Here is a 22,756-nt window from a genome sequence, read left to right on the forward strand (position 1 = left end):
GAAAAAGGCGATACAGTCGACGATCATTCCCAATCGACCGAAGGCCGGAAAGCTGTCGATGCTGACCATCGTCTACCGCAGCGAGGCCATCGACCGGCTTCCCTACAGTGCGCTTGCCGACATCTGTCTGTTCAGCGCCCGCAAGAACTCTGCACAAGGCATCACCGGCTTCCTGGTCGAGCTCGAGGGCATCTTCCTCCAGGTTCTGGAAGGCGAAGCGGAGGTGGTGGACCGGCTGTTTGCCCGCATCGTCGACGATCCGCGCCATCGCGACGTGACGCCTCTGCTGCGGGAGGCCTCGGGCGGGCCGCCCGAATTCGGCTTCTGGGCGATGAATTTCGGCCCGCTCGACACGCCGACCTTCTGGCAGGCGATCTTCGGCACTCCGATGCGGAGCGGGGAATTCCGGCAACGGTCGCACGGGGTCGGCTTCGCGCGCGATGTGCTGAGCCGCGCCTACATGCACGCCTGTATCGTCGCCGATGTCGACCCCGCCGCCCGTGACATGGTGCGCGGCAACATTCCCGTCCTCGTCCGGTCCTGAGCGCGGCCCTGCCCGCCGGGCATCCTGATACCCGCCCTGAGATTTCTGTTGGCTGATCGAACGAATTGATCTGGATCAATTCGCCGCCTTCCTGTGCTTATGTTTTCAAATCAATGGATTACATGGGCAATCCTCCCGATCTGAAATGATACACATGCCGTTGATATCGATCAATTTCTGTGTCATATAAAGACCATAGGGCGCCGATGGAAATGTGAGCGCCCGCCGAAATGCCCCGGAGGAAACGCCCCCATGTCCAAGGACTACACCCCCATCGCCAACACGATGGATTTGCCCCCCGCCACGCCGCAGCCGAACGTCTACCCGCTGTCCTGGGTGTCGCAGACCAAGAAATTGGAAGAGGTCTATGCCGCCGCCCAGCGCGAGAACTGGGACCCGGCCAAGCTGCCCTGGGACAGCTTCGACGTGTCGCGCTACAGCTGGGAGGAGCGGGAGGCCATCGCCTATTGGTGGACCATCCTGTCGGTGTTCGACGCCTCCGCCCCGCCGGTCTTCGCCCATGCCCTGATCAAGACCTACGAGGTGCATGAGGAGGACCCGGTCCGCCGTTGCTTCTTCTCGGTCACCCGCGACGAGCAGAACCACGAGCAGATGTGCGGGCTCGCCATCACCAAACTGCTGGAGGCCACCAGCCCGCTGACCTACGAGCCGAGGACGGATCTCGGCCGCCGGTTGCAGAAGAACGCCCACTGGCTCTACTACAATGGCGGGCGCTATTGGGACGGCTACAAGAAAGCGGTTCCGAAATATTCCCTGGCCGTGCTGTTCAGCTCTTTCCTGATGGGCGAGATCGCGGCGGCGACCATCTTCCACCAGATGGCAGCCGGTTGCAGCGAGCCGGTGTTCAAGGAGGCCTTCCGCAACATCGGCCGCGACGAGGGCCGCCACATGGCGATCTGCATGTCGGTGATGGAGCGCGACTATCCCCATCTGGCGATGGAGGACCGCTCGATCATCACCAAGCAGATCCGCGCCGGCTACCTGTTCCTGTCCGCTGTCCTGTTCGAGCCGCCGCCCCAGTTCTGGGACCTGCCCGACGACTTCATCGCCACCCAGCGCGAGGCCGAGGCCATCGCCCGCAACGCCGGTTTCCACATCCCGGATTACGAGGCGAAGAAGGAGAACTGGCGCAACGCCATGCTGAACCTGAAGGGCGTGCTGGACCGCTACGGCATCCCGTTCCCGGCCATCCCCGAGGTCGGCATCACCGGCGAGGAAGTCCGGGACGTCGACATGGACGAGATCATCCCGGTGTTCTGAGCAAGCCTGCCTGAACGCTCCCCTCCCACCTCATCGACGGGGAGGGAGGGGCATCGCGCCCTCACGTCTCCAATACCGCCCAAGGATCCCGCCGGTGAGCCGCATCCGCCTCCACCCCTCGGGCCGCACGGTCGAGTGCCGTGACGGCGAGACCGTCCTGTCGGCGCTGGAACAGGCCGGCTACGCCCTGCCCAACAACTGCCGCGCCGGCGCCTGCGGCGAATGCAAGGTCAAGGTCCTCAGCGGCCAGTTCGACCAGGGCATGGTCCTCGACATGGCGCTGTCCCAGCCCGAGCGGAAGGACGGCTATGGCCTGATGTGCATGGCCAAGCCGATCTCCGGCGAGCTGGTGATCGAATACGGCACCGCCGACGCCCAGCCCAAGCTGTTCCCGCCGCGCGAGAACGTGCTGTTCATCGTCACCGACCGCATCCCGCGCACGCCCCGCATCGTGGAGCTGCGCCTGCGCCCGCTGGGCCAGCCGCTGCGCTACTGGCCGGGCCAGTATGTGATGCTGGGCGATGCCGCCGCCGGGGCGCCGCCGCGCTGCTATTCCATCGCCAACGCGCCCCGTCCGGACGGCGAGATCGTGCTGCAGGTGACCCGCGTCGACGGCGGCCCGACCAGCGGCTGGATCCACGACCGGCTTTCGGTCGGCAGCATGGTCAAGCTGTCCGGCCCCTACGGCACCTTCATCGGCGACCCGTCGGTCGACAGCCCGGTGCTGTGCATGGCCGCCGGCTCCGGCCTCGCCCCCATCCTGGCGCTGACCGATGCGGCGCTGCGCCGCGGCTACCGCCCGCCGGTGACGCTGCTGTTCTCCGCCTGCACGCGGGCCGACATGTATGAGCTGGGTCTGCTGAGCTACTGGCAGGCCAAATACCGCAACTTCAAGGTCAAGGTGACCCTGACGCGCGAGGAGGCCGCCGGCCATCTGACGGGCCGCATCCCCGCGATCCTGCCCGGCCTGTTCCCCGACCTGTCCGGCCACGCCATCTTCACCGCCGGCAGCCCCGCCTTCGTCGAGGCTTGCGTCACCGCCGCCCGCGCGTTGGGCGCCAGGGACGACCGCATCCACAGCGAAGGCTATGTTTCGCAGCACATCCCGGAAGCGCTGCCGGCCGACCGGCTGATGGCGGTGGGGTAACGGCGAACAGGCGCCTCAGGCCTTGCGGACACCGGCGATGAAGCCGTCGATCTCGCGGGTCAGGTCCTTCGACTGGCCGGCGAGTGCGGCGGCGGCGGCGAGCAGCTGGTCGGCGGCCGCACCGGTTTCGCCGGCACCTGCCCGGATGTTGCCCATGCCGCCGCTGACCTCCTGCGCCCCGTCGGCCGCCCGGATCACGCTGCGGGCGATCTCCTGGGTCGCCGCCGCCTGCTGATCCACCGCCGCGGCGATCCCCGACGCGATGCGGCTGACCTGGGCGATGGTCTCGTTGATGCCGTGGACGGCGGTCACCGCCTCCTGCGTCGCATCGCGGATGCCCTTGATCTGTCCGACGATGTCCTCGGTCGCCTTGGCGGTCTGGTTGGCGAGGCCCTTGACCTCCGACGCCACGACGGCGAAGCCCTTGCCTGCTTCACCGGCGCGTGCCGCTTCGATGGTGGCGTTCAGCGCCAGCAGGTTGGTCTGGCCGGCGATGGAGTTGATCAGTTCCACCACGGCGCCGATCCGTTCGGCGCTCTCCGCCAGAACGGTGACCGCCTCGTCGGCCCGCTTCACGTCGGACACCGCGGCATCGGCGATCCGGGCGGACTCCGCCACCTGCCGGCCGATGTCCTGGACCGAGGCGGACAGTTCCTCCGTCGCCGCGGCGGCGGTCTGCACGCTGTCGGCGGCGGCGCTGGCGGAGGCGGCCACCTGCTCCGACCGGCCGAGGCTCTGGTCGGCGATGCCGGTCAGGGCGCGGGCGGTCGATTCGAGCTGCTGGGCGGACGAGGCCAGCGCCCCGGTCAGGCCGCCGACGCGGACCTCGAAGCTCCTCTGCAAATCGGCCAGCGCCGCGACGCGGGCCTCCTTGGCATGCCAATCGGCCTGCTGCTGGCGGTCGAGTTCCTTTGCCCGGACCAGCCCTTCCTTGAACACCTCGACGGCGCGGGCCATGCCGCCGGCCTCGTCGTCGCGGTCGGCACCCGGCACCGTCACCGCCAGATCGCCGGCCGCCAGCCGGTCCATGGCGACGGTGACGGCGCTGACCGGCCGGGCGATGCCGTCGCCGACCTTCCAGGCCACCACGCATCCCAGCGCGACGCAGCCCAGGCTGACCAGCACGATCAGGACGGCGAGCCGGTTCGCGTCCGCCATCACGCTGGACTGCGGCGCCGCCACCATGAAGGACCAGGCGCCGTCCGCGCCGGAGAAGCGCACCGGCGCCAGCCGCAGGTAATGCGGCGCCCCGGCAAGCGTGACGAGGCCGTCGAACGCGCGGCCTTCGGCGACGGCGCGGCGGGCGGCCTCCGGCAGGTCGTCGGCGGTCTTCGACAGCCTGCCGTCGTCGGGATGGGCGACATAGAGACCGGAGCCGGTCAGCACCGCGGCGAACCCGTCGCCATAGGGCTTCACCGAGCGGACGAGGTCGGTCAGGCCGCTCAGCGCCATGTCGACCCCGGTGACGCCGATCACCCGCCCCCCGCCTGCCGCCCCGTCGATCACCGGGGCGGCGGCGCTGGTCATCAGCCGCTTGGTGAAATCGTCGAGATAGGGCTCGGTCAGGACCGGCTTCCGCGCGGCGGCGGCCGACTTGTAATATTCCTTCTCCTGCACGTCCGCGAAGGGATAGCCCTCGCTGTCGTCGGCATGAACCCCCTTGTCCCCCGGCAGCCACAGCAGGCTCATCCGGCCGGTCTTGGGCAGGCCGAGAATCTCGGTCGAGCGGTCATGGTCGGCGAAGGCCGCATCCCGGCCGTCGAACCCGTCGTCGGCCATGTCCACCCACACCCCGGCATAGAGCGGGTTGGCTTCGGCAACGCGGCGCAGGTAGCGGTTCACCGTTTCGCGCCGCGGGCTTCCGGTCGACCGTTCGACCTCCACGAGGGCCGCGGCGGCACGGGCGGCGTCGAGTGCGGCGGACAGGTCGGCGGCGACCCGCGCCCCATGGCGGTCCGCCATCTCGGCCGCCAGGGTCTGGGCGGCCTTGTGCCCGGCGTCGCGCGACAGGGTGAGCGACACCGCCGTCACCGCGGCGGCGCCCGCCGCCAGAACCGCCGCAACGCCAATGATGATCTTCGTCCTGAACCGAGCCTTCATGCCGCACACCTTTTTCCGGTCCGCCAGATGTTCCGGAATGAACGGCAAGGCGGCGCCAAATAGGGGTAAGGGGCGGCACCTTATAATCGATAACGGTCGGAAGGCACGTCAATTCTCATGATTTGACGCCTGGCGGCTCAACCTTGAAATGGATTCCGGACCGTATGCTGTGCCTGCCCGGTCAAGCCATGGAAATTGCTGCAACTGCGAAAAGTAGCATCGGCAGGGTAAGGAAACCCCGCCGATGCATCGTCCACAACCAGCAATGCAAGAGGCCATCGGCGCTGGTGGCTCCCCTTACGGCCCCTCGTACCGCACCACCTGCTGGTCGATGGCGCCGAACACGCTGGCGCCGGTGGCGTCGAACAGCTCGATCCGCACCCGGTCGCCGAAGCGCATGAAGGGGGTCTTCGGCGCGCCATGCTCGATGGTCTCGATCATCCGAAGCTCGGCCAAGCATGAATAGCCGACGCCGCCGGCATCGACCGGCTGGCCGGGACCGCCATCCAGCTTGTTCGACACCGTGCCCGACCCGACGATGCTGCCGGCCGCCAGATGGCGGGTCTTGGCGGCATGCGCGATCAGCGTCGGGAAGTCGAAGGTCATGTCGACCCCGGCATCCGGCTTGCCGAAGGGCTCGCCGTTCAGCGTCGTCAGCAGCGGGCGGTGCAGCTTGCCGCCATCCCAGGCCTCGCCCAACTCGTCCGGCGTCACCGCGACGGGGGAGAAGCTGGAGGCCGGCTTGGACTGGAAGAAGCCGAAACCCTTGCCCAGCTCCGCCGGGATCAGGTTGCGCAAGGACACGTCGTTGACCAGCATCAGCAGCCTGATCTGCCCGCGCGCCGCCTCGGCCGAAACGCCCATCGGCACGTCCCCGGTGATGACGGCGATCTCCGCCTCGAAATCGATGCCCCAGGCTTCGGTCGCCGCCGGGATCGGGTCGGTCGGCGCCAGGAAGCTGTCGGAACAGCCCTGATACATCAGCGGGTCGGTCCAGAAGCTGGGCGGCATCTCGGCCCCCCGCGCCTTGCGGACCAGTTCCACATGGTTGACGTAGGCCGACCCGTCCGCCCACTGATAGGCGCGCGGCAGCGGCGAGGCCGCCAGCGCCGGGTCGAAAGGCTGGCCGGACGCCGGATCGGCGTTCAGCGCGCGATAGGCCTCCTCCAGCCTGGGCGCCAGCGCCGTCCAGTCGTCCAGCGCCGCCTGCAATGTGCGGGCGATGTCCGGCACCGGGACGGCGCGGGTCAGGTCGCGCGACACCACGACCAGGGTGCCGTCGCGCCCGCCCGCCTTCAAACTTGCCAGCTTCATTCGTCTCTTCCCTTCCTCAGAATTCAGCGTCCGGCGGCCTTGGTCCCGGTTTGCAGGTGGCCGCTCATTTCGCCATCCAACTGTCGGCGTATCCGCCCCATTCGACGCCGTCCATCGCCGGATAGACGTCCAGCGGATCGCGGGTGTCGATCATCACCGCGACCTCGTCGGTCTCCTTGCGCTCGAACTTCTGCGCCACCTCGTAGGCCTTCGGGTGCGGCCCGTGCGGGAAGCCCGAGGGGTGGTAGGTGACCATGCCGGGATGGATGTTGTCGCGCGAGAAGAACTGGCCGCGGTGATAGAACAGCACCTCGTCGAAATCCTCGTTCGAGTGATAGTAGGGCAGCTTCAGCGCCTCCGGGTCCGACTCGATGGGCCGCGGCACGAAGGTGCAGACGATGAAGCGCCCCGCGATCCAGGTGCTGTGCGCCGACGGCGGCAGATGGTAACGGTGGCTCATCAGCGGCCTGATGTCGCGCCAGTTCAGCCGCACCGGGGCGAGGTCGCCATGCCAGCCCACCGCGTCCAGCGGGTTGAACGGATAGGTCATGGCGCAGAGCTGCCCGCGCTTCTTCACCCGAACCAGCGTCTCGCGCTCGTGCTTCTGCGCCTGGAAGGCGTCGTCCAGCGCCGGGACGTCCAGAACCGCCGGATCGAAGATGGCATGGGTGCCGACCAGCCCCTTGTGCGGCAGCTTGTAGGCGTCGTTTGTTGCCTCCACCATCAGCACCATCACCGCCTCGTCGGTTTCCAGCCGCCAGCAGGTGTTGCGCGGCAGCACGACATAGTCGCCCTCGCGCACCTCGAGATAACCGTAGTCGCAGAACAGGTGCCCGCCGCCGTGGTGGAAGAACAGCAAATCGTCGCCGTCGGCGTTACGGACGAGATGCTCCATCCTGCCCTTGAAGCGCCACAGCCGGACCTGGGTCGCCCCGTTGCCCATCAGGGCCGGCGCCTCCAACGGGCAGCCCGGCATGGTATCGACATGGTTCAGGTCGAAGGCGCGCGGGCGCAGCGGCCCGTCGAAGCTGGTCCAGCCGGTCGGCGGATGGGCATGGTGCATCTGGGTCGCCGGGCCGAAGAAGCCCTCGCGCCCCATCTCGCGCTCGTAGGTGCCGGCGGGAAGCCGGACATGGGCCTGACGCGACGCGGTGCCCTCGACCTTCGGAAACGAAATCCAGTTCTTCATGGCGCTTCCCCACTCACTGCCGCCGGCATTTCCGCATCGGGCGCCGGCAGGCTTGTTCCGTTGCCGCCATTTTAGTTTCGTTTGAAACTGTTGCAAGAGCCAAATTACAGCGCAGGATGGGGCACCCGCGACCCTCCCTACAGACGATGCGCCGCCGATGCCGCCTGCCCGCCGTTCCCGCACCGCCTCCCCCAGCCCCGCATCCGGCCAGACGGATTTGCCGGCGCTGCATCTGACGCGCTTCCTGCCCTACCGGCTGTCGGTGCTGGCCAACACGGTCAGCCACACGCTGGCCAAGCTGTACGAGAAGCGGTTCGGCATCACGATCCCGGAATGGCGGATCATCGCCGTGCTGGGCGGCGGCGAGACGATGAGCGCCGGCGAGATCGCGCAGCGCACGGCGATGGACAAGGTGCAGGTCAGCCGCGCCATCAGCCGCATGCTGGATTCGGCGCTGATCCTGCGCGAGTCGGGCGACACCGACCGGCGCAAGGCCCTGCTGACCCTGACGCCCAAGGCGCTGGCGATCTATGCGGAGATCGTGCCGATGGCGCTGACCTACGAGGAAGAGGTCACCGACGCCCTGTCGATCGACGAGCGGGCGCAGCTCGACACGCTGCTGTCCAAGCTCCAGGCCCGCGCCGACCAGCTCGCCGCCCGCCCGGCGCCGGCCGGCGCGCAAGCCGAGGCGGCGGGCGAGTAAGGACGCCGCTCAGGCCCCTTTCACCTTGTGCAGCGGCTGGCTGGTGCCGGCATCGACGCGGCCGCGGCCGGGTTCCTCCGCCTCCAAGGGGGCGCAGGCGACCATGGTGGCGAGCGAGCGACGGGCGAGGCGCTGGTATTCCTCCGTCCCCTCCGACTTCCAGGCGACCTCGTCGGGGCGCAACTCGCGCATCACCTTGGCCGGCAGGCCGGCGACCAGGGTGCGCGGCGGCACAACGAAGCCGGCCTTGACGAAGGCCATGGCGGCGACGATGGACTCCTCGCCGATCTCCGCCCCATCCATCACCACCACATTCATGCCGACCAGCGCGTTGCGGCGGACGATGCAGCCGTGCAGCACCGCGCCATGGCCGACATGGCCGTCCTCCTCGACGATGGCATCATGGCCGGGGAAGGCGTGGATCGTGCAGTTGTCCTGCACGTTGCTTCCCCGGTGCAGCACGATCCGGCCAAAATCGCCGCGCAGGCTGGCGCAGGGGCCGACATAGCAGCCGGGTCCGACGACCACGTCGCCGATCAGCACGGCGGAGGGGTGGACGAAGGCGGTCGGGTCGATGACGGGGATCACGCCGTCTATGGCGTAGACGGTCGGGCGCGGCAAGGTTGGGGCGGTCATGAGCGGGCGTTCCTCGGTGTCACGGTTCGGCTGTCTGCGGCCGATCTTTTGCCGCAAGGCTACACCGCCGCAGGCTGTACGCGATACTGATTTTCCGCCATAGTGAGCATACCTGTATCGCTTCTCCGACTCCCTTGCCGAGAGTGACGCGAAAGCTTGATTGGTATCAAATGAAACTGTATCGTTGGCAACAATAACAATCCGCCAACGCGCCCTGTCATGGTTTCCGGGGGAGGAAACGCCCGATGCACGCGACCTTCAGCTATCCGAAATACAGCTTCACACCGTCGGACGAACAGCGCACCGGCAACGTCCGGCGCCATCCGGTGGTGATCGTCGGCGCCGGCCCGGTCGGGCTGACCGCGGCCCTCGACTTCGCGCGCAAGGGCGTGCCGGTGGTGGTGCTGGATGCCGAGGACACCGTCAGCGTCGGTAGCCGCGCCGTCTGCTACGCCAAGCGCGCGCTGGAGGTGTGGGACCGGCTGGGCGTTGGCCAGCGCATGATCGACAAGGGTGTTGTCTGGAAGATCGGCAAGGTCTTCAACGGCGACCGCATGGTCTACCAGTTCGACCTGCTGCCGGAGCCGGACCATAAGATCCCCGCCTTCATCAACCTCCAGCAATATTACCTGGAGGATTTCCTGGTCGCGCAAGCCCGCAAGAGCGACCTGATCGACCTGCGTTGGCTCTCCCGCGTCATCTCCGCCAGGCAGGAGGCCGACCATGTCGTGCTTCAGGTGGAGACGCCGGATGGCGTCCATGCGGTCGAGGCCGATTGGGTCATCGCTTGCGACGGCGCCAAGTCGTCGGTGCGCAAGATGATGGGGCTGGAGTTCCAGGGCGAGGTGTTCAAGGACCGCTTCCTGATCGCCGACGTGGTGATGAAGGCCGATTTCCCGGCGGAACGCTGGTTCTGGTTCGACCCGCCCTTCCACCGCAAGCAGTCGGCCCTGCTGCACATGCAGCCGGACAATGTCTGGCGCCTGGATTTCCAGCTGGGCTGGGACGCCGACCCGGAGGAGGAGAAGAAGCCGGAGCGCGTCATCCCCCGCGTCCAGGCGATGCTGGGCGCCGACACGCCGTTCGAGCTGGAGTGGGTGTCGGTCTACACCTTCCAGTGCCGCCGGTTGGACCGCTTCCGCCATGGCCGCATCCTGTTCGCCGGCGACAGCGCCCACCAGGTCTCGCCCTTCGGCGCCCGCGGCGCCAACAGCGGTGTGCCGGATGCCGACAATCTGGTGTGGAAGCTGGCGCTGGTGCTGGACGGCAAGGCGCCCGAGTCGCTGCTGGACAGCTATTGTGACGAGCGGGTGGCAGCGGCGAAGGAGAACATCCTGAATTCCACCCGCTCTACCGACTTCATCACGCCGAAGAGCGAGATGAGCCGCGTCTTCCGCGACGCCGTGCTGGAGCTGGCGGTCGACCAGCCCTTTGCCCGCGCGCTGGTCAATTCCGGCCGCTTGTCCACCCCCACCACCTACACCGACAGCCCGCTCAACACGCCGGACGGCGACCGCTTCGCCGGAAGGATGGTGCCGGGCGCCCCCGCCACCGACGCGCCGGTGGAGCGTGACGGCCTGTCCGGCTGGCTGATGGAGGTGCTGGATGGCCGCTTCACCGTCCTCTACGCCGCAGGTGACGGGCCGGTCCCGGCCGAGGTGGCGGAGGCGCTGGACGGCCTTGCCGCCGGACCGCTGCCGCTGGCCTGGCACGCGGTGACCGACCGCCGCCGCGGCATCGCCGGGGAACTGGTGGACAGCGCCGGCCGGCTGCGCGAACGCTACGACCTGACGCCGGGCAGCGTCTATCTGATCCGCCCCGACCAGCACATCGCCGCCCGCTGGCGCCGCTTCGATGCCGCGGCGCTGTCCGCCGCGCTGGACCGCGCGGTCGGCCACACGGTCAGCCGCTGATTCCCTGACATTCCCGGAGCACTTCCCATGGCCAAACTGATGACCGAGCAGCGCTTCGCCAGCCCGGACGACGTCTACCAGCTGCTGATCGACAGCCACCGCGACCTGACGCCTGAGCAGAGCACCCGCCTGAACGCCAAGCTGATCCTGCTGCTGGCCAACCACATCGGCGACGCGGAGGTTCTGGCCGAGGCGCTGCGGGTGGCGCGGCAGGGGATCGAGTAGAAGAACGGGGAAGGGAGGGGGCAATCGTCAGCCGCCCCTTCCCTCCCCGCTGACGCCAAGTCCAAGATGGCGTACAAAGGCGCAAGAGCCCTTTCCTTGCGGAGACTGCGCCAGCCCATGACTTCCGCCATGACCCTGCGCCGCCTGTTCGCCCTATTCTTCCTGCTGCTGTGCTGCGGTCCCGCCCTGGCCGAGGGGTTGACGCAGACGATGCTGCCGATCCCGGCGCGCTTCCCCGACGGCACATCCGCCACGCTGGAGGCGATGCTGCTGCGGCCGGACGGGCCCGGCCCCTACCCCATCGCCATCCTCAGCCACGGCACGCCGCGCGACGCGGCGGAGCGGGCGCAGATGACGCCGTTGCGCTACCTGCCGGAAGCGCGCGAGTTCGCGCGGCGCGGCTGGGCCGTGGTGGCGGTGATGCGGCGCGGCTATGGCGGGTCGGACGGCCCCTACAGCGAAACGACCGGCCCCTGCAACAACCCGGACTATCTGCGCTCCGCCCGCCAGAGTGCGGAGGATCTGCGGCAGGCCATCCGCTATGTGGCGGAGCAGCCCTTCGCCGACGCCAGCCGCATCCTGGCGGTGGGCGTGTCGGCCGGCGGGCTCGCCAGCATCGCGCTCAGCGCCGATCCGCCGCCGGGACTGAAGGCGGTCATCAGCTTCGCCGGCGGCCGCGGCTCCATCGCCGACAACCAGGTCTGCCAGGAGGACCGGCTGGTCGGCGCCTTCGGCACGATGGGCCGCACGTCGCGCGTTCCCACGCTGTGGATCTATGCCGAGAACGACCTGTTCTTCGGCCCCGGCCTCGCGCGGCGCCTGTGGGAGGCCTTCACCCAGGCTGGTGGGCGGGCGGAGTTCGTCGCCGCACCGCCGAATGGCAAGGACGGGCATTTTTACTTCAGCGCCGCCATCCCGGAATGGACGCCGACGGTCGACCGCTTCCTGACGAAGACCGGGTTGGCTCCGCGCGGCACGCCGATCGCGCTGTCGTTCCCGGCGCTGCCGCCGCCACCGGAACTGTCGGCCGCCAACCGGGCCAAATTCCCCGCCTATGTCGAAGCCGGCGGCAACAAGGCCTTCGCCGTCTCGCCCGACGGCGCTTATGGCTGGAAGGCCGGCCTGCGCAGCCTGGACGAGGCGCAGAAGGGGGCGATGGAAAACTGCATGTCGCACACCCAGAAGGGATGCCGCGTCGCCTATCTCAACGACCGGCCGGCCGGTGGTGCCGCCGACATGGCGGCTGTTCCGCCGACGGCTGTCGCGCCGGATGGGCCGCGCGGCACGCGCGTCAGGCTTGAGCCGCCGCCTGAGCTGTCCGCGTCCGGACGCGAGAAGTTCGACGCCTATGTCTCGGCGGCCGGACGCAAGGCCTTCGCCGTGTCGCAGGACGGCGCCTTCGGCTGGAAGTCGGGCATGGCGAGCGAGGACGCCGCCCGCCGCGCCGCACTCGACAACTGCGCCAAATTCACCCGCCACACCTGCTATGTCGTGATCGTCGACGACCGTCCGCTGCGCTGAGGCGGTTCCCTCGTCACCGCAAATGAAAAGGCCCGTCCGGCATCCCGGACGGGCCTTTTTCACAAGCGGCAGTCCCGACCTCCGCGTCAGCGCGGAGCCAGCACCATGACCATCTGGCGGCCTTCGAGCTTCGGCATCTGCTCGACCTTCGCCAGCGCCTCCAGCTCGTCGCGGACGCGGACCAGCACGTTCATACCCAGATCCTGGTGCGCCATTTCACGGCCGCGGAAACGCAGGGTCACCTTGACCTTGTCGCCTTCCTCAAGGAAACGGCGCGCCGAGCGCATCTTCACGTCATAGTCGTTGTCATCGATGTTCGGCCGGAGCTTGATCTCCTTGACCTCGATGATCTTCTGCTTCTTGCGGGCCTCGTTCGCCTTCTTCTGCGCCTCGTACTTGAACTTGCCATAGTCGAGGATTTTGCAGACGGGCGGTTCAGCCTGGGGAGCGATCTCGACCAGGTCGAGACCGGCATCCTCGGCAGCCAGCAAAGCATCGCGCAACGACACCACCCCGATCATCTCGCCATCTGCACCGACGAGACGAACGGAACGAGCCGAGATCTCCCGGTTAACCCGCGGGCCATCGCGGGTCGGGGCGGCTTCGGACGGGATCCTGGCTATGGACGCTTCTCCATGGTCTGTGACCACGGAGAAGCCGGCCGTCCAGAGGAGCGGCCGGCAGCGTCGCGCGGTCGGTTAAAACGGCGAATCGGTCACGGTCTCGCCGGCCGGCGATCTCGCTTCCTCCAACAGTTTAGCAACCGCCGCATCGAGGGCAAGAATTTCCTGATCCTTGCCGCCCAGCACGCGGAGCGCGACCGTTCGCTCTTCCGCTTCCCGCTTTCCGACAACCAGCATCAGCGGGACCTTCTGCAGGCTGTGTTCGCGGACCTTCAGGTTGATCTTCTCGTTGCGGGTATCGAGTTCGACGCGCAGCCCCTTGCGCTTCAGCAGCTTGGCCACTTCCTCGGCATAGCCGTCGGCCTCGCTGGTGATGGTGGCGACGGTCACCTGGACCGGCGACAGCCACAGCGGGAACTTGCCGGCGTAATGCTCGATCAGCATGCCGATGAAGCGCTCCATCGACCCCAGGATCGCGCGGTGCAGCATGATCGGCCGATGGCGGGCGCCATCCTCGCCGATATAGCTGGCATCCAGTCGTTCCGGCAGGTTCGGATCGTACTGCAAGGTGCCGCACTGCCAGGTCCGGCCGATGGCGTCGGTCAGGTGGAACTCCACCTTCGGGCCGTAGAAGGCGCCCTCGCCGGGCAGCTCCTCATACTCCAGCCCGGCGTCGCGCAGCGCCTGGGCCAGCGCGCCTTCCGCCCGGTCCCACAGCTCGTCGGCGCCGGTGCGGACGTCCGGACGCAGCGCCAGCTTGACCGAGATCTTGTCGAAGCCCAGGTCCTTGTAGACGCCGAGCTGCAGCTTGAAATACTCGGCCGCCTCGCTCTGCACCTGATCCTCGGTGCAGAAGATGTGGGCGTCGTCCTGGGTGAAGGCGCGCACGCGCATGATGCCGTGCAAGGCACCCGACGGCTCGTTGCGGTGGCAGGCGCCGAACTCCGCCATGCGGATCGGAAGGTCGCGGTAGGAGCGCAGGCCATGGCGGAAGATCTGGACATGGCCGGGGCAGTTCATCGGCTTGATGCCCAGCAGCTTCTCGCCGCCGTCGGCCTCGACCTTGAACATGTTGTCGCCATACATGTCCCAGTGGCCCGACGCCTTAAACAGCGAGCTGTCGATCAGCTGCGGCGTCTTCACCTCGACATAGCCGGCCGACTTCAGCTTGGTGCGGATGTAGTTTTCCAGCGTCTGGTAGAGCGTCCAGCCCTTCGGATGCCAGAAGACCGAGCCGACCGCCTCTTCCTGGACATGGAACAGGTCGAGTTCCTTGCCCAGCTTGCGGTGGTCGCGCTTCTCCGCCTCCTCGATCTGGTGCAGGTAGGCCTTCAGCTCCTTCTCGTCGCGCCAGGCGGTGCCGTAGATGCGCTGGAGCATCGGGTTGCGGCTGTCGCCGCGCCAATAGGCGCCGGCCACCTTCATCAGCTTGAAGCCCTGGCCGACCTTGCCGGTGGTCATGGCATGGGGGCCGCGGCACAGATCCAGCCAGTCGCCCTGGCGGTAGATCGACACCGGCTCGCCCTGCGGGATCGCCTCGATCAGCTCGGCCTTGTAATGCTCGCCAAGCTTCTTGAAGTAGGCGACCGCCTCGTCGCGGTCCCAGACCTCGCGGACGATCGGGATGTCGGCCCCGACGATCTCGCGCATCTTCGCCTCGATCTTCTCCAGATCCTCGGGCGTGAACGGCTCGTCGCGCGCGAAGTCATAGTAGAAGCCGGTGGCGATCGACGGGCCGATGGTGACCTGCGTGCCGGGATAGAGCTTCTGCACCGCGTCGGCCAGCACATGGGCGGCGTCGTGGCGGATGACCTCGAGAGCGTCGCCGTGGTTGCGCGTGACGATCTCGATCTTGGCGTTGGTAGTGACGGTGGTGGTGAGGTCCTTCACCGTGCCGTCGATCTTGACGGCAAGCGCATCTTTGGCCAGGCGCGAACCGATGGACTGGGCAATCTCGAGCCCCGTCACCGGCCGGTCGAACTCCCGCACGCTGCCGTCGGGCAGCGTGATGGCGATGTTGGACGTCACCGAAGTCACCATTTAATAGTGTTGGTCTCACCCGCATCGGGTGCCCGGACTTGGCCGGGAACGCGAAATTTCCATCGCCGCGTGGGGGAATGTCAAGCGTGGCTGCGGAAATCAAGGCTGTCGAAAGGCCAACGCTGCATTGCCGCCACAACCCGGTATCGGTCAGATGCGGGCGCTCGCCCCAACGTTACTCCGGCTTCCGGCTCAGCCGCGGTTCGCCGAACAGATAGCCCTGGCCGAAGTCGAAGCCGGTGTCGAGCACGTCGACCAGCTGGTTCTCCGTCTCGATCTTCTCGACGATCAGGTCGATGCCTTCGGCGGCGCAGCGGTGGCGCAGCTCGCGGATGCGCCCGGCGTTGGCGGGATCCAGCACCAGCGCGCGGTCCAGCTTGATGCAGCGGAACTCGTGGCGCAGCAGACGGTCGATGTCGATGGACAGGTCGGTCACCTGGTCCATCGAGAAGCGGAAGCCCAGCCGCGCCAGCTGCGACAGGATGCCCATCGTCACCGCCCCGCCCGCGCTCACCGCGTGCTGGCTCAGCTCGAACACCAGCTTGGGCACCAGGGCATGGTTCTGCGCCATCATGTTCAGGAACTGGCGCATGAACTCCGCATCGGCCAGCGTCGCGGCGGAGATGTTGGCGAAGAAGCCGATGGCATGCTGGCGCCGTTCCGTCTCGCGGATCAGCTGGACGCAACGGACCAGCTGCAGATTGTCGATGGTGGCAATCAGCCCCTCGCGCTCGGCGATGTCGAGATAGCGGTCGGGCATGATCTGCTGCCCGTCGGCGGCCCGCACCCGCGAGAACACCTCGTAGAAGCGATGCTTGCGCTGGGGCAGGCTGACAATGGGCTGGAGATAGACGTCGATGCGGTCGGCCTTCAGCGCATCGCGCACCGCCTCCAGCACCGCTGCATCGTCCATCGGGGCCGGCGCGGCGGGAACGGGCGCGGCAGAGGGCGGTGCGGCAGGCGGTACGGACGACGCGGGACGGCGCTCTCCACTGGCGGCCGGTGGACGGGGGGCACGCCGCTCGGTCAGGCGGGCGACCAGCGACTGCAGAAGCTTCACCTCCTGCATCACCGCGTCGTACCGCACCCCGCCGTCGGGCTGGGCGCCGGGATCGGCCGCAAGTCGCCGCTCCAGCAGCAGGGCCAGCTCCTCCACCCGGTCATTCAGGCGGGCGATGCGGCGGGCGGCCTTGCGCTCGCGCTCCAGCCGCGTGACCGCCTCATGGACCAGCGCGCCGGCCAGCACCACCAACGCCCCCACCAGCCACGCCACCAGCGGGTCGGCCTCCGGACGCAGCGCCCACAGGGCGGCTCCGGCCGAACCGCCGGCGATCAGATAGGCCAGCGCATAGACAAGGTGCGTCAGCAGGGTCATGGCGGGAACCGGAATGGTGGGCGCCGCCGTGGTCGGGACGGCGGCGCCGGGGCGGAAATCGGCGGTCAGGGCCTTCACGGGTTCGCAGCCTCCGGCAGGAGCATGATGCGGACCTTGCGGGCGTCCCGACTGAGTGACCCACTGTCGGGACGCCCGCTTGACGATCCGTTAATGCTACGCCGCCGCCGGCCCCGCCCTGCGCGGGATCAGCGGTGATCGGCCCCCACCGCTTCGGCCACCGAGGGGAAGCCGTCGCGGCGCAGCAGCTCCGCCAGTTCGCGGCGGATGCGGTGGACCACCGCCGGCCCGGCATAGACCATCGCCGAATAGAGTTGCACCAGCGAGGCACCGGCGCGGATCTTGGCATAGGCCTCCTCGCCGGTCGCCACACCGCCGACGCCGACGATCGGCAGCTTGCCGCCGGTCAGCGCATAGATCTCGCGCAGGACCGAGGTGGAGGCCTCGAACAGAGGACGGCCGGACAGGCCGCCGGCCTCGCTGCGCATCGCCGCCGGGATGCTGTCGGGCCGGGCGATGGTGGTGTTGGAGACGATCAGCCCGTCGATACCGGACTCCAGCGCCACCGCGGCGATGTCGCTCTTGTCCTCCACCGTCAGGTCGGGGGCGATCTTCAGCAGCAGCGGCGGATTGCGGGTCAGGCCGCAGGACGCCCGCGCCTCCAGCACCCGCTCCAGCAGGGCGCGCAGCGGGTCGCGGCCCTGAAGCGCGCGCAGGCCCGGCGTGTTGGGGGAGGAGACGTTGACGACCAGATAGTCGGCCAGCGGCGCCAGCCGGCGCACACCGATCACATAGTCGTCGGCGGCGTCCACCGTGTCCTTGTTCTTGCCCAGATTGGCGCCGACGATGCCGGGCGCGCGCTTGGCCGCTTCACGGCGACGCTCCAGCCGCTGGGCGAAGGCCTCGAGCCCCTCGTTGTTGAATCCCATGCGGTTGATCACCGCGCGCTGCTCCACCAGCCGGAACAGGCGGGGGCGCGGATTGCCGGGCTGGGGCCGCGGGGTGACGCTGCCGGGTTCGACGAAGCCGAAACCCAAATTCAGCATGGCGTCGACCACCTCGGCATTCTTGTCGAAGCCGGCGGCCAGCCCAACCGGGTTGGCGAAATCCAGCCCCCAGACGCGGGTATGCAGCGCCGGCTCGTCCCTGCCGCGGGCCGGCGGCACCAGTCCGGACTTCAGCGCCTTGATGGTCAGGCCATGCGCGGTCTCAGGGTCGAAGCGGAACAGCAGCGGCCCGGCAAGCGGATAGAGGTCGATCACGGAACGAGGTCCTGAAGGGTGAAGGGAAAGCCGGCCGGGAAGACGTGGCGCCCGTCCGGCCCCAGCGGCAGCGGATCGACCCGCAGCGCGGCGTCCACCGGCAGCGGCCCGTAGAGGTGCGGGAAGAGCTGGCCGCCGCGCGACGGTTCCCAGCGCAGGGCGTCGCCCAGCCGGTCGGCGTCCACCGTCAGCAGCAGCAGGCCGTCCTGGCCGGCGCGGTGCTTGGCGGCGCTCTCCACCACCTGTGCGGCGGTCGAGAAATGGATAAAGCCGTCCTGGACATCCTGGGACGAGCCGGGATAGCGGCCGGCCGGGCGGGCGGCATCCCACTCGTCCGCGCGGCACATGTGGTGAATGATTCGGTCGGTCATGACGGTCGGACACTAACGCAATGCATGCCCAGCGGCCAGAGACCTCGAAGCCGCAGCTTGGCCGTAACGGGTCGCAGTTCGGGGATCGCGAGCGGCGGCACAACGCAAGATCGACTCCCCGATTGCAATTCCGCACGCTTCGCGCGTTGCATTTTGCAAAGCACGCTCGAAACTATTCGGCATTTTGCGGGTATTTTTGAAATTCGGCGGCGGCATTCGTCCTCGGATTATGGGCATTGCCCGCTCAACCCCTGCGAATCCCCCGGAATTCCTGGATTTGAGCCGCTTCATGCGGTTGGCACCGCTTTTGCTGTGACAGAAGCAAGTCAACGGAGGACCCGCCATGAACGCCATCTCCATGAGCCTGCTGAAGAAGACCTCGTCCTGCGAAACGGATCTGGGCGCGTCGGTCACCGCCATGGGCGCGCTGTGCGAGCCGGGTCAGACCGCGGTCCCGCTGAAACCGAGCGCCACCATGCTGGCGGCCGGTGCGCGGGCCGGCGGCGTGTCGGTGGAAATCGCCTGGAAGATCTACCAGGCGATGATCCACCACGCCGACTGACCAGGCTTTCCAGTCAGCGCCGTCCGCCTTCGAACGGCATGAAGCCCGAATCGAGCTTGGTCTCTATCCGCAGCAGATGGTCGGTCAGACGCTGCTCGACGTCCTTGAGAGTTGCGAAGGAGACATAGGTCTTCGCGACCTCCAGCTTGTATGCGGCAAGGCTCTCGCGCACCTGCGCCTGGGCCTCCTCCGCCCGGTTGCGCAGTTCGTCCAGCGCGCCGTCCGCATCCTTGCGCACCCGCGCGATCAGCCAGAACAGCCCGCCCATCGCCGGCAACTCGACGGCGGTGATCCACCAGGCGAGATCCAGGCTCGCGGTCAGGGACTCATGCATCGGGGTCTCCCGTTCGTGTTGATGTGGAAACGACTCAAAGCTCCCAGTCCGCAGGGGCCACCACGGCCTCCGCACCGCGCCAGTCCGGGCGGCGTTCGGGTGCCGTGGTGCTGCGGTCGAAGCGGCAAGGTTCGGCACCCAGGCAGCCGGCCACCGCGTCCAGCCCGTCGTCGGGCCCGCGATAGCGGCCGTCCGGGCGCCAGTCGCGCATTTCGCGGATCAGCGGCGTTTGCCAGACCTGCCGGTGGGCCAGAAGGCGGCGGTCGGCCAGCAGGGCGTCGAAGGCCTTGATGATGCGCGCCGCCTTGGGGGTGCGGCTGTTCTGCTCGACCACGCCGGCGGCCAGCCGGTCGTCGCGCAGCCGCTTGCGCAGCAGTCCGGGCAGGAAACGGCCGAGACCGTTGATCTCGATGTGGACCGCCGGCAGATGGTTGTCGGCAAGGAAGCGGGAAACCTGCCTGCATTGCTGGTCGGCCTCCGTCTCCTCCGCCCTGGGATCGACGGACAGATACAGCACCCGGTGCAGGTAGAAGTGCTCGTTCTCCCCGGCGAAGACGGCGGCGACCACGCTGCCGTCGCCGCCTTTGGACCTGCCGTCCTCCGCCGGCCGGGCGAAGGCCGGATCCCACCAGCAGGTGGCGGAGACCATCTTCACCCCGTCCAGCGTCAGCACCGCGCGCCCCAGCGCCTCGCGATACTCCAGCTCCGCGTCGTAGCGCCCGAGCTTTTCGACATTCAGCACCCCGTCGGTGACGCTGACCGGACGCAGCAGCATCTGGCTGGTGAACTTGTTGGGACCGGTCGATTTGCGGATGCGGGCGACATGCGCCTCACCGAAGCGCTCCTTCCAGGCATAGCGGCGGTTGCCCTCGGCATCCTCGGTGTAGACGGGCAGGACCAGCCGCTCGAACCCGTCCAGGAAGGACGGGCTGCCGTCGTCGCTCTCCTCCGCATAAAGGCTGTCCTGCGCATGCGGCGTGCCGACATAGAGCTGCGCCCCGCCCGGCACCAGCACATACTCCAGCTCCGACAGCCGTTCGCGCAGGGCAGCGCGCTTCACCGCGGTGTCGGCGTTGCGCGGCACCTCCACGTCGTCGCAGATCACCACGTCGGCACGGCTGCCGGTGATGTTGCCGCCGATGCCGGCCGCCGCCATCGACGGGTCGCGCAGTTCCATTGGCCGCACCACGGTGAAGCGGTCGGCCGCCCACTGGTCGCGCTCCCTGGAGGAAGGCTTCAGGTGGCTGCAATCGGGATGTCGTTCCAGGATGCGCTTGACGTTGCGCACCATCTTCATCGCCAGCTTCAGGTCGGCGGCCAGCACCAGCAGCCGCCGGTTGGGGTCGCGCAGCAGCAGCCAGGCCGCGAACAGCCCGACCAGCGTCGATTTGCCGGAGCCGCGGAAGGCCATCAGCAGCATGCGCCGGTTCTGCCCGGCCATATGCCGCTCCAGCCAGCCCGCCATCTCCGTGTGGTGGGACGGAGTCTTCAAGTCCACCATGGCGTTCCAGCCCTGGACGAAGGCGCGGAAACCGTCGTCGTCCTTCTCATTCATGGATTCCGCCCCAGGATGTGCCAGCCGGCACCGTTCGACATCGCCGTCACCGCATGGCCCTGCGCGGTCAGCGCGATGGCCTCGCTGTCCGGACCGCCGCCGCCGGACTGGGTGACGGTGACGCGGTTGCCGCCGGTGTCGGACTTCTTGACGGTGACCGTGCGGCCGACCGCATGCGGGGCCGAGGGCGCCGGCAGCCGCACCTCCACCGCCCCGTTCCAGGCGCTGACCAGATAGAGCTGCTGGTTCAGGTCCGGCTCGAACAGGCCGGGAGCCTCGTGATAGCGGGCGTTGCCGGGCGGGTTGTTGCTGGCGACGATCCACCAGCCGGCCCCGTTCGACACCAGCGTCACGAAGTCGTAGCGGTTGCCAAGCGACAGCACCCGCCCGTCCGGCCCCGGCCCGCCGCTCTCGGTCACCGTCAGCGGGTTGGTCGACGCATCGGTGCGCTTGATCGTCACCGCATGGCCGTTGGCGTCCTCGGCCTTGGGGAGCCGCAACTCCACCGCCCCGGCATAGGCGCTGGCCAGATAGACCGAACTCGTCAGGTCCAGCGACACCACGCCGCCACCGGCCGGCTCCACATACTCGGTGTCGTAGCGCAGCGCCTCCACCACAAGTTCGGTGACGCGGCTGCGCTGGAGCCGGTTCTTCTCCGGGTAGCCGGCATTGACCGCCGTGTAGCGCCCACCCGACCGGTCGAGGATCGCCGGACCGGCGGCGGCGGAGAACAGGTTGACGACCGCCGTCTCCACCGATCCGGCATCCAGTTGCAGGTTCGGCAGGGCACCCAGCGATTCGGCGTAGAAATTCACGATCAGCGTTTTGTCGGTGACGGCCCCGACACGGAAACAGGCTTCCGCCTCGGGCCACAGGTTGGCCTCGCAGTCGAAGAAGGCGTTGTTGAAGCGCCCCTGCTCGACGAAGAAGCCGCAGCCGCTCATCGGTGCCGACAGCGAATAGACCCGCACGGCCTGGAAGCGGTTGGCGTTCGGCGTGTCGCCCGCCCCTGTCCGCGTCAGCCACACCCCATGCCGCGACGGCCGCGCCACCAGCACGCGGGCGATGTTGTTCCAATAGCAGGGCAGGTTCGGGTCGGTGTGGCCGTCGAAGACCAGCCCTACCTCCGGCTCCCACAACGTCAGGTCGGTCAGGCTGTTCTGCACGCAAGGACCGTCGCGCCCGAACAGCCGCACCCCAACCCGGCCCTGCTCCAGCCGTAGGCCCGACAGGGTGGCGTAGCCGTCCGGCAGATGGATCAGGTCGAAGCCGTTCGACGCCCCCCGGATCACCGACGCCTGCCCCGCCCCGTACAGCGTCTGGCCATGACCGAGCGTCAGCGTGTTGGCGATGCGGTAGGTCCCCGGCGGCACGAACACCGCGCGGGCGGAGGTCAGCGCCGCCTGCAAGGCCAGCGTGTCGTCGACCAGCCCGTCGCCCACCGCGCCGAAATCCTTCACCGACACGAGATCGGCCAGCTTGTCGCGCACCGGCCGGGCGGTGGCGCCGGCCCCCGGCGGCACATAGGTCGCCAGCGCCTCCTCGTCCACCGGCGGACGGACCGTCGGGTTGCCGGCACTGTCGAAGGCCAGCAGCTTGCCGCGGCGCAAGGCCCGCTCCGGCAGCAGGGGGGAGGCCGGCAGGTCGCTGTCGCCATAGCGCAGCATCAACTCCTGATCGCCCGCCACCTGCTGGAGCATGGCCGTCAGCCGGTCCAGCTCGCCGTTGAGCGCTGCGGCCGGCAGCGGCCCGCTCTCGCCGAAATCGCTGCGCCGTTCGATGGGCAGCCGCCGGCGCAGCAGCACGACGGTCCCCTCGGCCGGCGGGGCGGCGAAGGTCACCGCCCCGCCGGCAGTCGCACCGGCTCCGCTGACCGCATAGCCGGTGCTCTGGAGTGCCGCGCCCAGGAAGACCTGGAGATCCTCGGCGGCGAAGATCGGGAACGGGTAGGTGAAGACCCGCTGCAAGCCGTCGGCGAGATACTGCACGCGCGGCGTTCCGCGCGGGATGAGAAGCGGCGTGGACATCGGGGGTGGGTCTCCG

Annotated in this window: 20 protein-coding genes; 8 read left to right on the forward strand and 12 right to left on the reverse strand. The window is 68.3% G+C overall.

The annotated features are described in order from the left end of the window. Window positions 1–58: 58 nt before the first annotated feature. The 3 genes from ACWPN3_RS21275 to ACWPN3_RS21285 all read left to right on the forward strand — a co-directional run bounded on the left by ACWPN3_RS21275 (window position 59) and on the right by ACWPN3_RS21285 (window position 2,972). Window positions 59–544, forward strand: a complete 486-nt coding sequence (locus tag ACWPN3_RS21275) for a BLUF domain-containing protein (protein WP_109445464.1) — start codon at window positions 59–61, stop codon at window positions 542–544. 252 nt (window positions 545–796) lie between these two features. Next, the gene (locus ACWPN3_RS21280; protein ID WP_492241070.1) at window positions 797–1,825 is read left to right on the forward strand and encodes a hypothetical protein; all 1,029 of its coding nucleotides are present in this window, start codon (window positions 797–799) and stop codon (window positions 1,823–1,825) included. Between the two features lie 94 nt (window positions 1,826–1,919). Beyond that, window positions 1,920–2,972: a 2Fe-2S iron-sulfur cluster-binding protein gene (locus ACWPN3_RS21285; RefSeq protein ID WP_492241071.1), complete on the forward strand. Its 1,053-nt coding sequence runs from the start codon at window positions 1,920–1,922 to the stop codon at window positions 2,970–2,972. A 15-nt stretch (window positions 2,973–2,987) separates the two neighbouring features. On the opposite strand, the gene ACWPN3_RS21290 is transcribed toward ACWPN3_RS21285, so the two are convergent. The 3 genes from ACWPN3_RS21290 to ACWPN3_RS21300 all read right to left on the reverse strand — a co-directional run bounded on the left by ACWPN3_RS21290 (window position 2,988) and on the right by ACWPN3_RS21300 (window position 7,575). Continuing rightward, on the reverse strand, window positions 2,988–5,072 hold the full coding sequence (locus ACWPN3_RS21290; RefSeq protein ID WP_492241072.1) for a methyl-accepting chemotaxis protein: 2,085 nt from the start codon (window positions 5,070–5,072) through the stop codon (window positions 2,988–2,990). Window positions 5,073–5,369: 297 nt separating this feature from the next. Then, entirely contained in the window at window positions 5,370–6,386 is a 1,017-nt protein-coding gene (locus ACWPN3_RS21295; RefSeq protein WP_492241073.1) for a fumarylacetoacetate hydrolase family protein, read from the reverse strand. A 64-nt stretch (window positions 6,387–6,450) separates the two neighbouring features. Then, window positions 6,451–7,575, reverse strand: coding sequence for a homogentisate 1,2-dioxygenase (locus tag ACWPN3_RS21300; protein ID WP_492241074.1), 1,125 nt, complete (start codon window positions 7,573–7,575; stop codon window positions 6,451–6,453). Window positions 7,576–7,732: 157 nt separating this feature from the next. Here ACWPN3_RS21300 and ACWPN3_RS21305 point away from each other — a divergent pair, with 157 nt between their 5' ends. Continuing rightward, the gene (locus ACWPN3_RS21305; RefSeq protein WP_455177504.1) at window positions 7,733–8,278 is read left to right on the forward strand and encodes a MarR family winged helix-turn-helix transcriptional regulator; all 546 of its coding nucleotides are present in this window, start codon (window positions 7,733–7,735) and stop codon (window positions 8,276–8,278) included. Between the two features lie 9 nt (window positions 8,279–8,287). Here the strand turns inward: ACWPN3_RS21305 and ACWPN3_RS21310 are convergent, their stop codons facing one another. Continuing rightward, on the reverse strand, window positions 8,288–8,914 hold the full coding sequence (locus ACWPN3_RS21310) for an acyltransferase (RefSeq protein ID WP_109452603.1): 627 nt from the start codon (window positions 8,912–8,914) through the stop codon (window positions 8,288–8,290). Window positions 8,915–9,159: 245 nt separating this feature from the next. Between ACWPN3_RS21310 and ACWPN3_RS21315 the strand changes: the two genes are divergently transcribed. From ACWPN3_RS21315 to ACWPN3_RS21325, 3 genes are all read left to right on the forward strand, one after another. Beyond that, window positions 9,160–10,827 (forward strand): FAD-dependent oxidoreductase, encoded by a 1,668-nt coding sequence (locus ACWPN3_RS21315; RefSeq protein WP_109445457.1) that lies wholly within the window; start codon window positions 9,160–9,162, stop codon window positions 10,825–10,827. Between the two features lie 27 nt (window positions 10,828–10,854). Then, entirely contained in the window at window positions 10,855–11,052 is a 198-nt protein-coding gene (locus ACWPN3_RS21320) for a DUF2783 domain-containing protein (RefSeq protein ID WP_109445456.1), read from the forward strand. Window positions 11,053–11,169: 117 nt separating this feature from the next. Continuing rightward, window positions 11,170–12,573, forward strand: a complete 1,404-nt coding sequence (locus tag ACWPN3_RS21325) for a CocE/NonD family hydrolase (RefSeq protein ID WP_492241075.1) — start codon at window positions 11,170–11,172, stop codon at window positions 12,571–12,573. A gap of 86 nt (window positions 12,574–12,659) precedes the next feature. On the opposite strand, the gene infC is transcribed toward ACWPN3_RS21325, so the two are convergent. The 5 genes from infC to ACWPN3_RS21350 all read right to left on the reverse strand — a co-directional run bounded on the left by infC (window position 12,660) and on the right by ACWPN3_RS21350 (window position 18,262). Beyond that, window positions 12,660–13,187, reverse strand: a complete 528-nt coding sequence (infC, locus tag ACWPN3_RS21330) for a translation initiation factor IF-3 (protein ID WP_042696225.1) — start codon at window positions 13,185–13,187, stop codon at window positions 12,660–12,662. 84 nt (window positions 13,188–13,271) lie between these two features. Continuing rightward, the gene (gene thrS / locus ACWPN3_RS21335; RefSeq protein ID WP_109048017.1) at window positions 13,272–15,236 is read right to left on the reverse strand and encodes a threonine--tRNA ligase; all 1,965 of its coding nucleotides are present in this window, start codon (window positions 15,234–15,236) and stop codon (window positions 13,272–13,274) included. A 175-nt stretch (window positions 15,237–15,411) separates the two neighbouring features. Next, window positions 15,412–16,689 (reverse strand): EAL domain-containing protein, encoded by a 1,278-nt coding sequence (locus tag ACWPN3_RS21340; RefSeq protein ID WP_492241076.1) that lies wholly within the window; start codon window positions 16,687–16,689, stop codon window positions 15,412–15,414. A 128-nt stretch (window positions 16,690–16,817) separates the two neighbouring features. Then, the gene (locus ACWPN3_RS21345) at window positions 16,818–17,891 is read right to left on the reverse strand and encodes a quinone-dependent dihydroorotate dehydrogenase (RefSeq protein WP_492241077.1); all 1,074 of its coding nucleotides are present in this window, start codon (window positions 17,889–17,891) and stop codon (window positions 16,818–16,820) included. Beyond that, window positions 17,888–18,262: a DUF952 domain-containing protein gene (locus ACWPN3_RS21350; protein WP_109048020.1), complete on the reverse strand. Its 375-nt coding sequence runs from the start codon at window positions 18,260–18,262 to the stop codon at window positions 17,888–17,890. The genes ACWPN3_RS21345 and ACWPN3_RS21350 overlap by 4 nt, the downstream gene beginning before the upstream one ends. Window positions 18,263–18,605: 343 nt before the next feature. On the opposite strand from ACWPN3_RS21350, the gene ACWPN3_RS21355 reads away from it, so the two are divergent. After that, on the forward strand, window positions 18,606–18,824 hold the full coding sequence (locus tag ACWPN3_RS21355; protein WP_109048021.1) for a hypothetical protein: 219 nt from the start codon (window positions 18,606–18,608) through the stop codon (window positions 18,822–18,824). 13 nt (window positions 18,825–18,837) lie between these two features. Here the strand turns inward: ACWPN3_RS21355 and ACWPN3_RS21360 are convergent, their stop codons facing one another. From ACWPN3_RS21360 to ACWPN3_RS21370, 3 genes are read right to left on the reverse strand one after another with little or no spacing between them, the layout of a single operon-like run. Further along, a complete protein-coding gene (locus ACWPN3_RS21360) occupies window positions 18,838–19,158 on the reverse strand; it encodes a hypothetical protein (protein WP_492241078.1) in 321 nt (106 codons plus the stop codon). A gap of 34 nt (window positions 19,159–19,192) precedes the next feature. Further along, window positions 19,193–20,713 (reverse strand): phage terminase large subunit, encoded by a 1,521-nt coding sequence (gene terL, locus ACWPN3_RS21365; RefSeq protein ID WP_492241079.1) that lies wholly within the window; start codon window positions 20,711–20,713, stop codon window positions 19,193–19,195. Next, window positions 20,710–22,740: a glycosyl hydrolase family 28-related protein gene (locus ACWPN3_RS21370; RefSeq protein WP_492241080.1), complete on the reverse strand. Its 2,031-nt coding sequence runs from the start codon at window positions 22,738–22,740 to the stop codon at window positions 20,710–20,712. The genes terL and ACWPN3_RS21370 overlap by 4 nt, the downstream gene beginning before the upstream one ends. Window positions 22,741–22,756 lie beyond the last annotated feature (16 nt).

Source organism: Azospirillum sp. UENF 111221 (assembly GCF_058780625.1).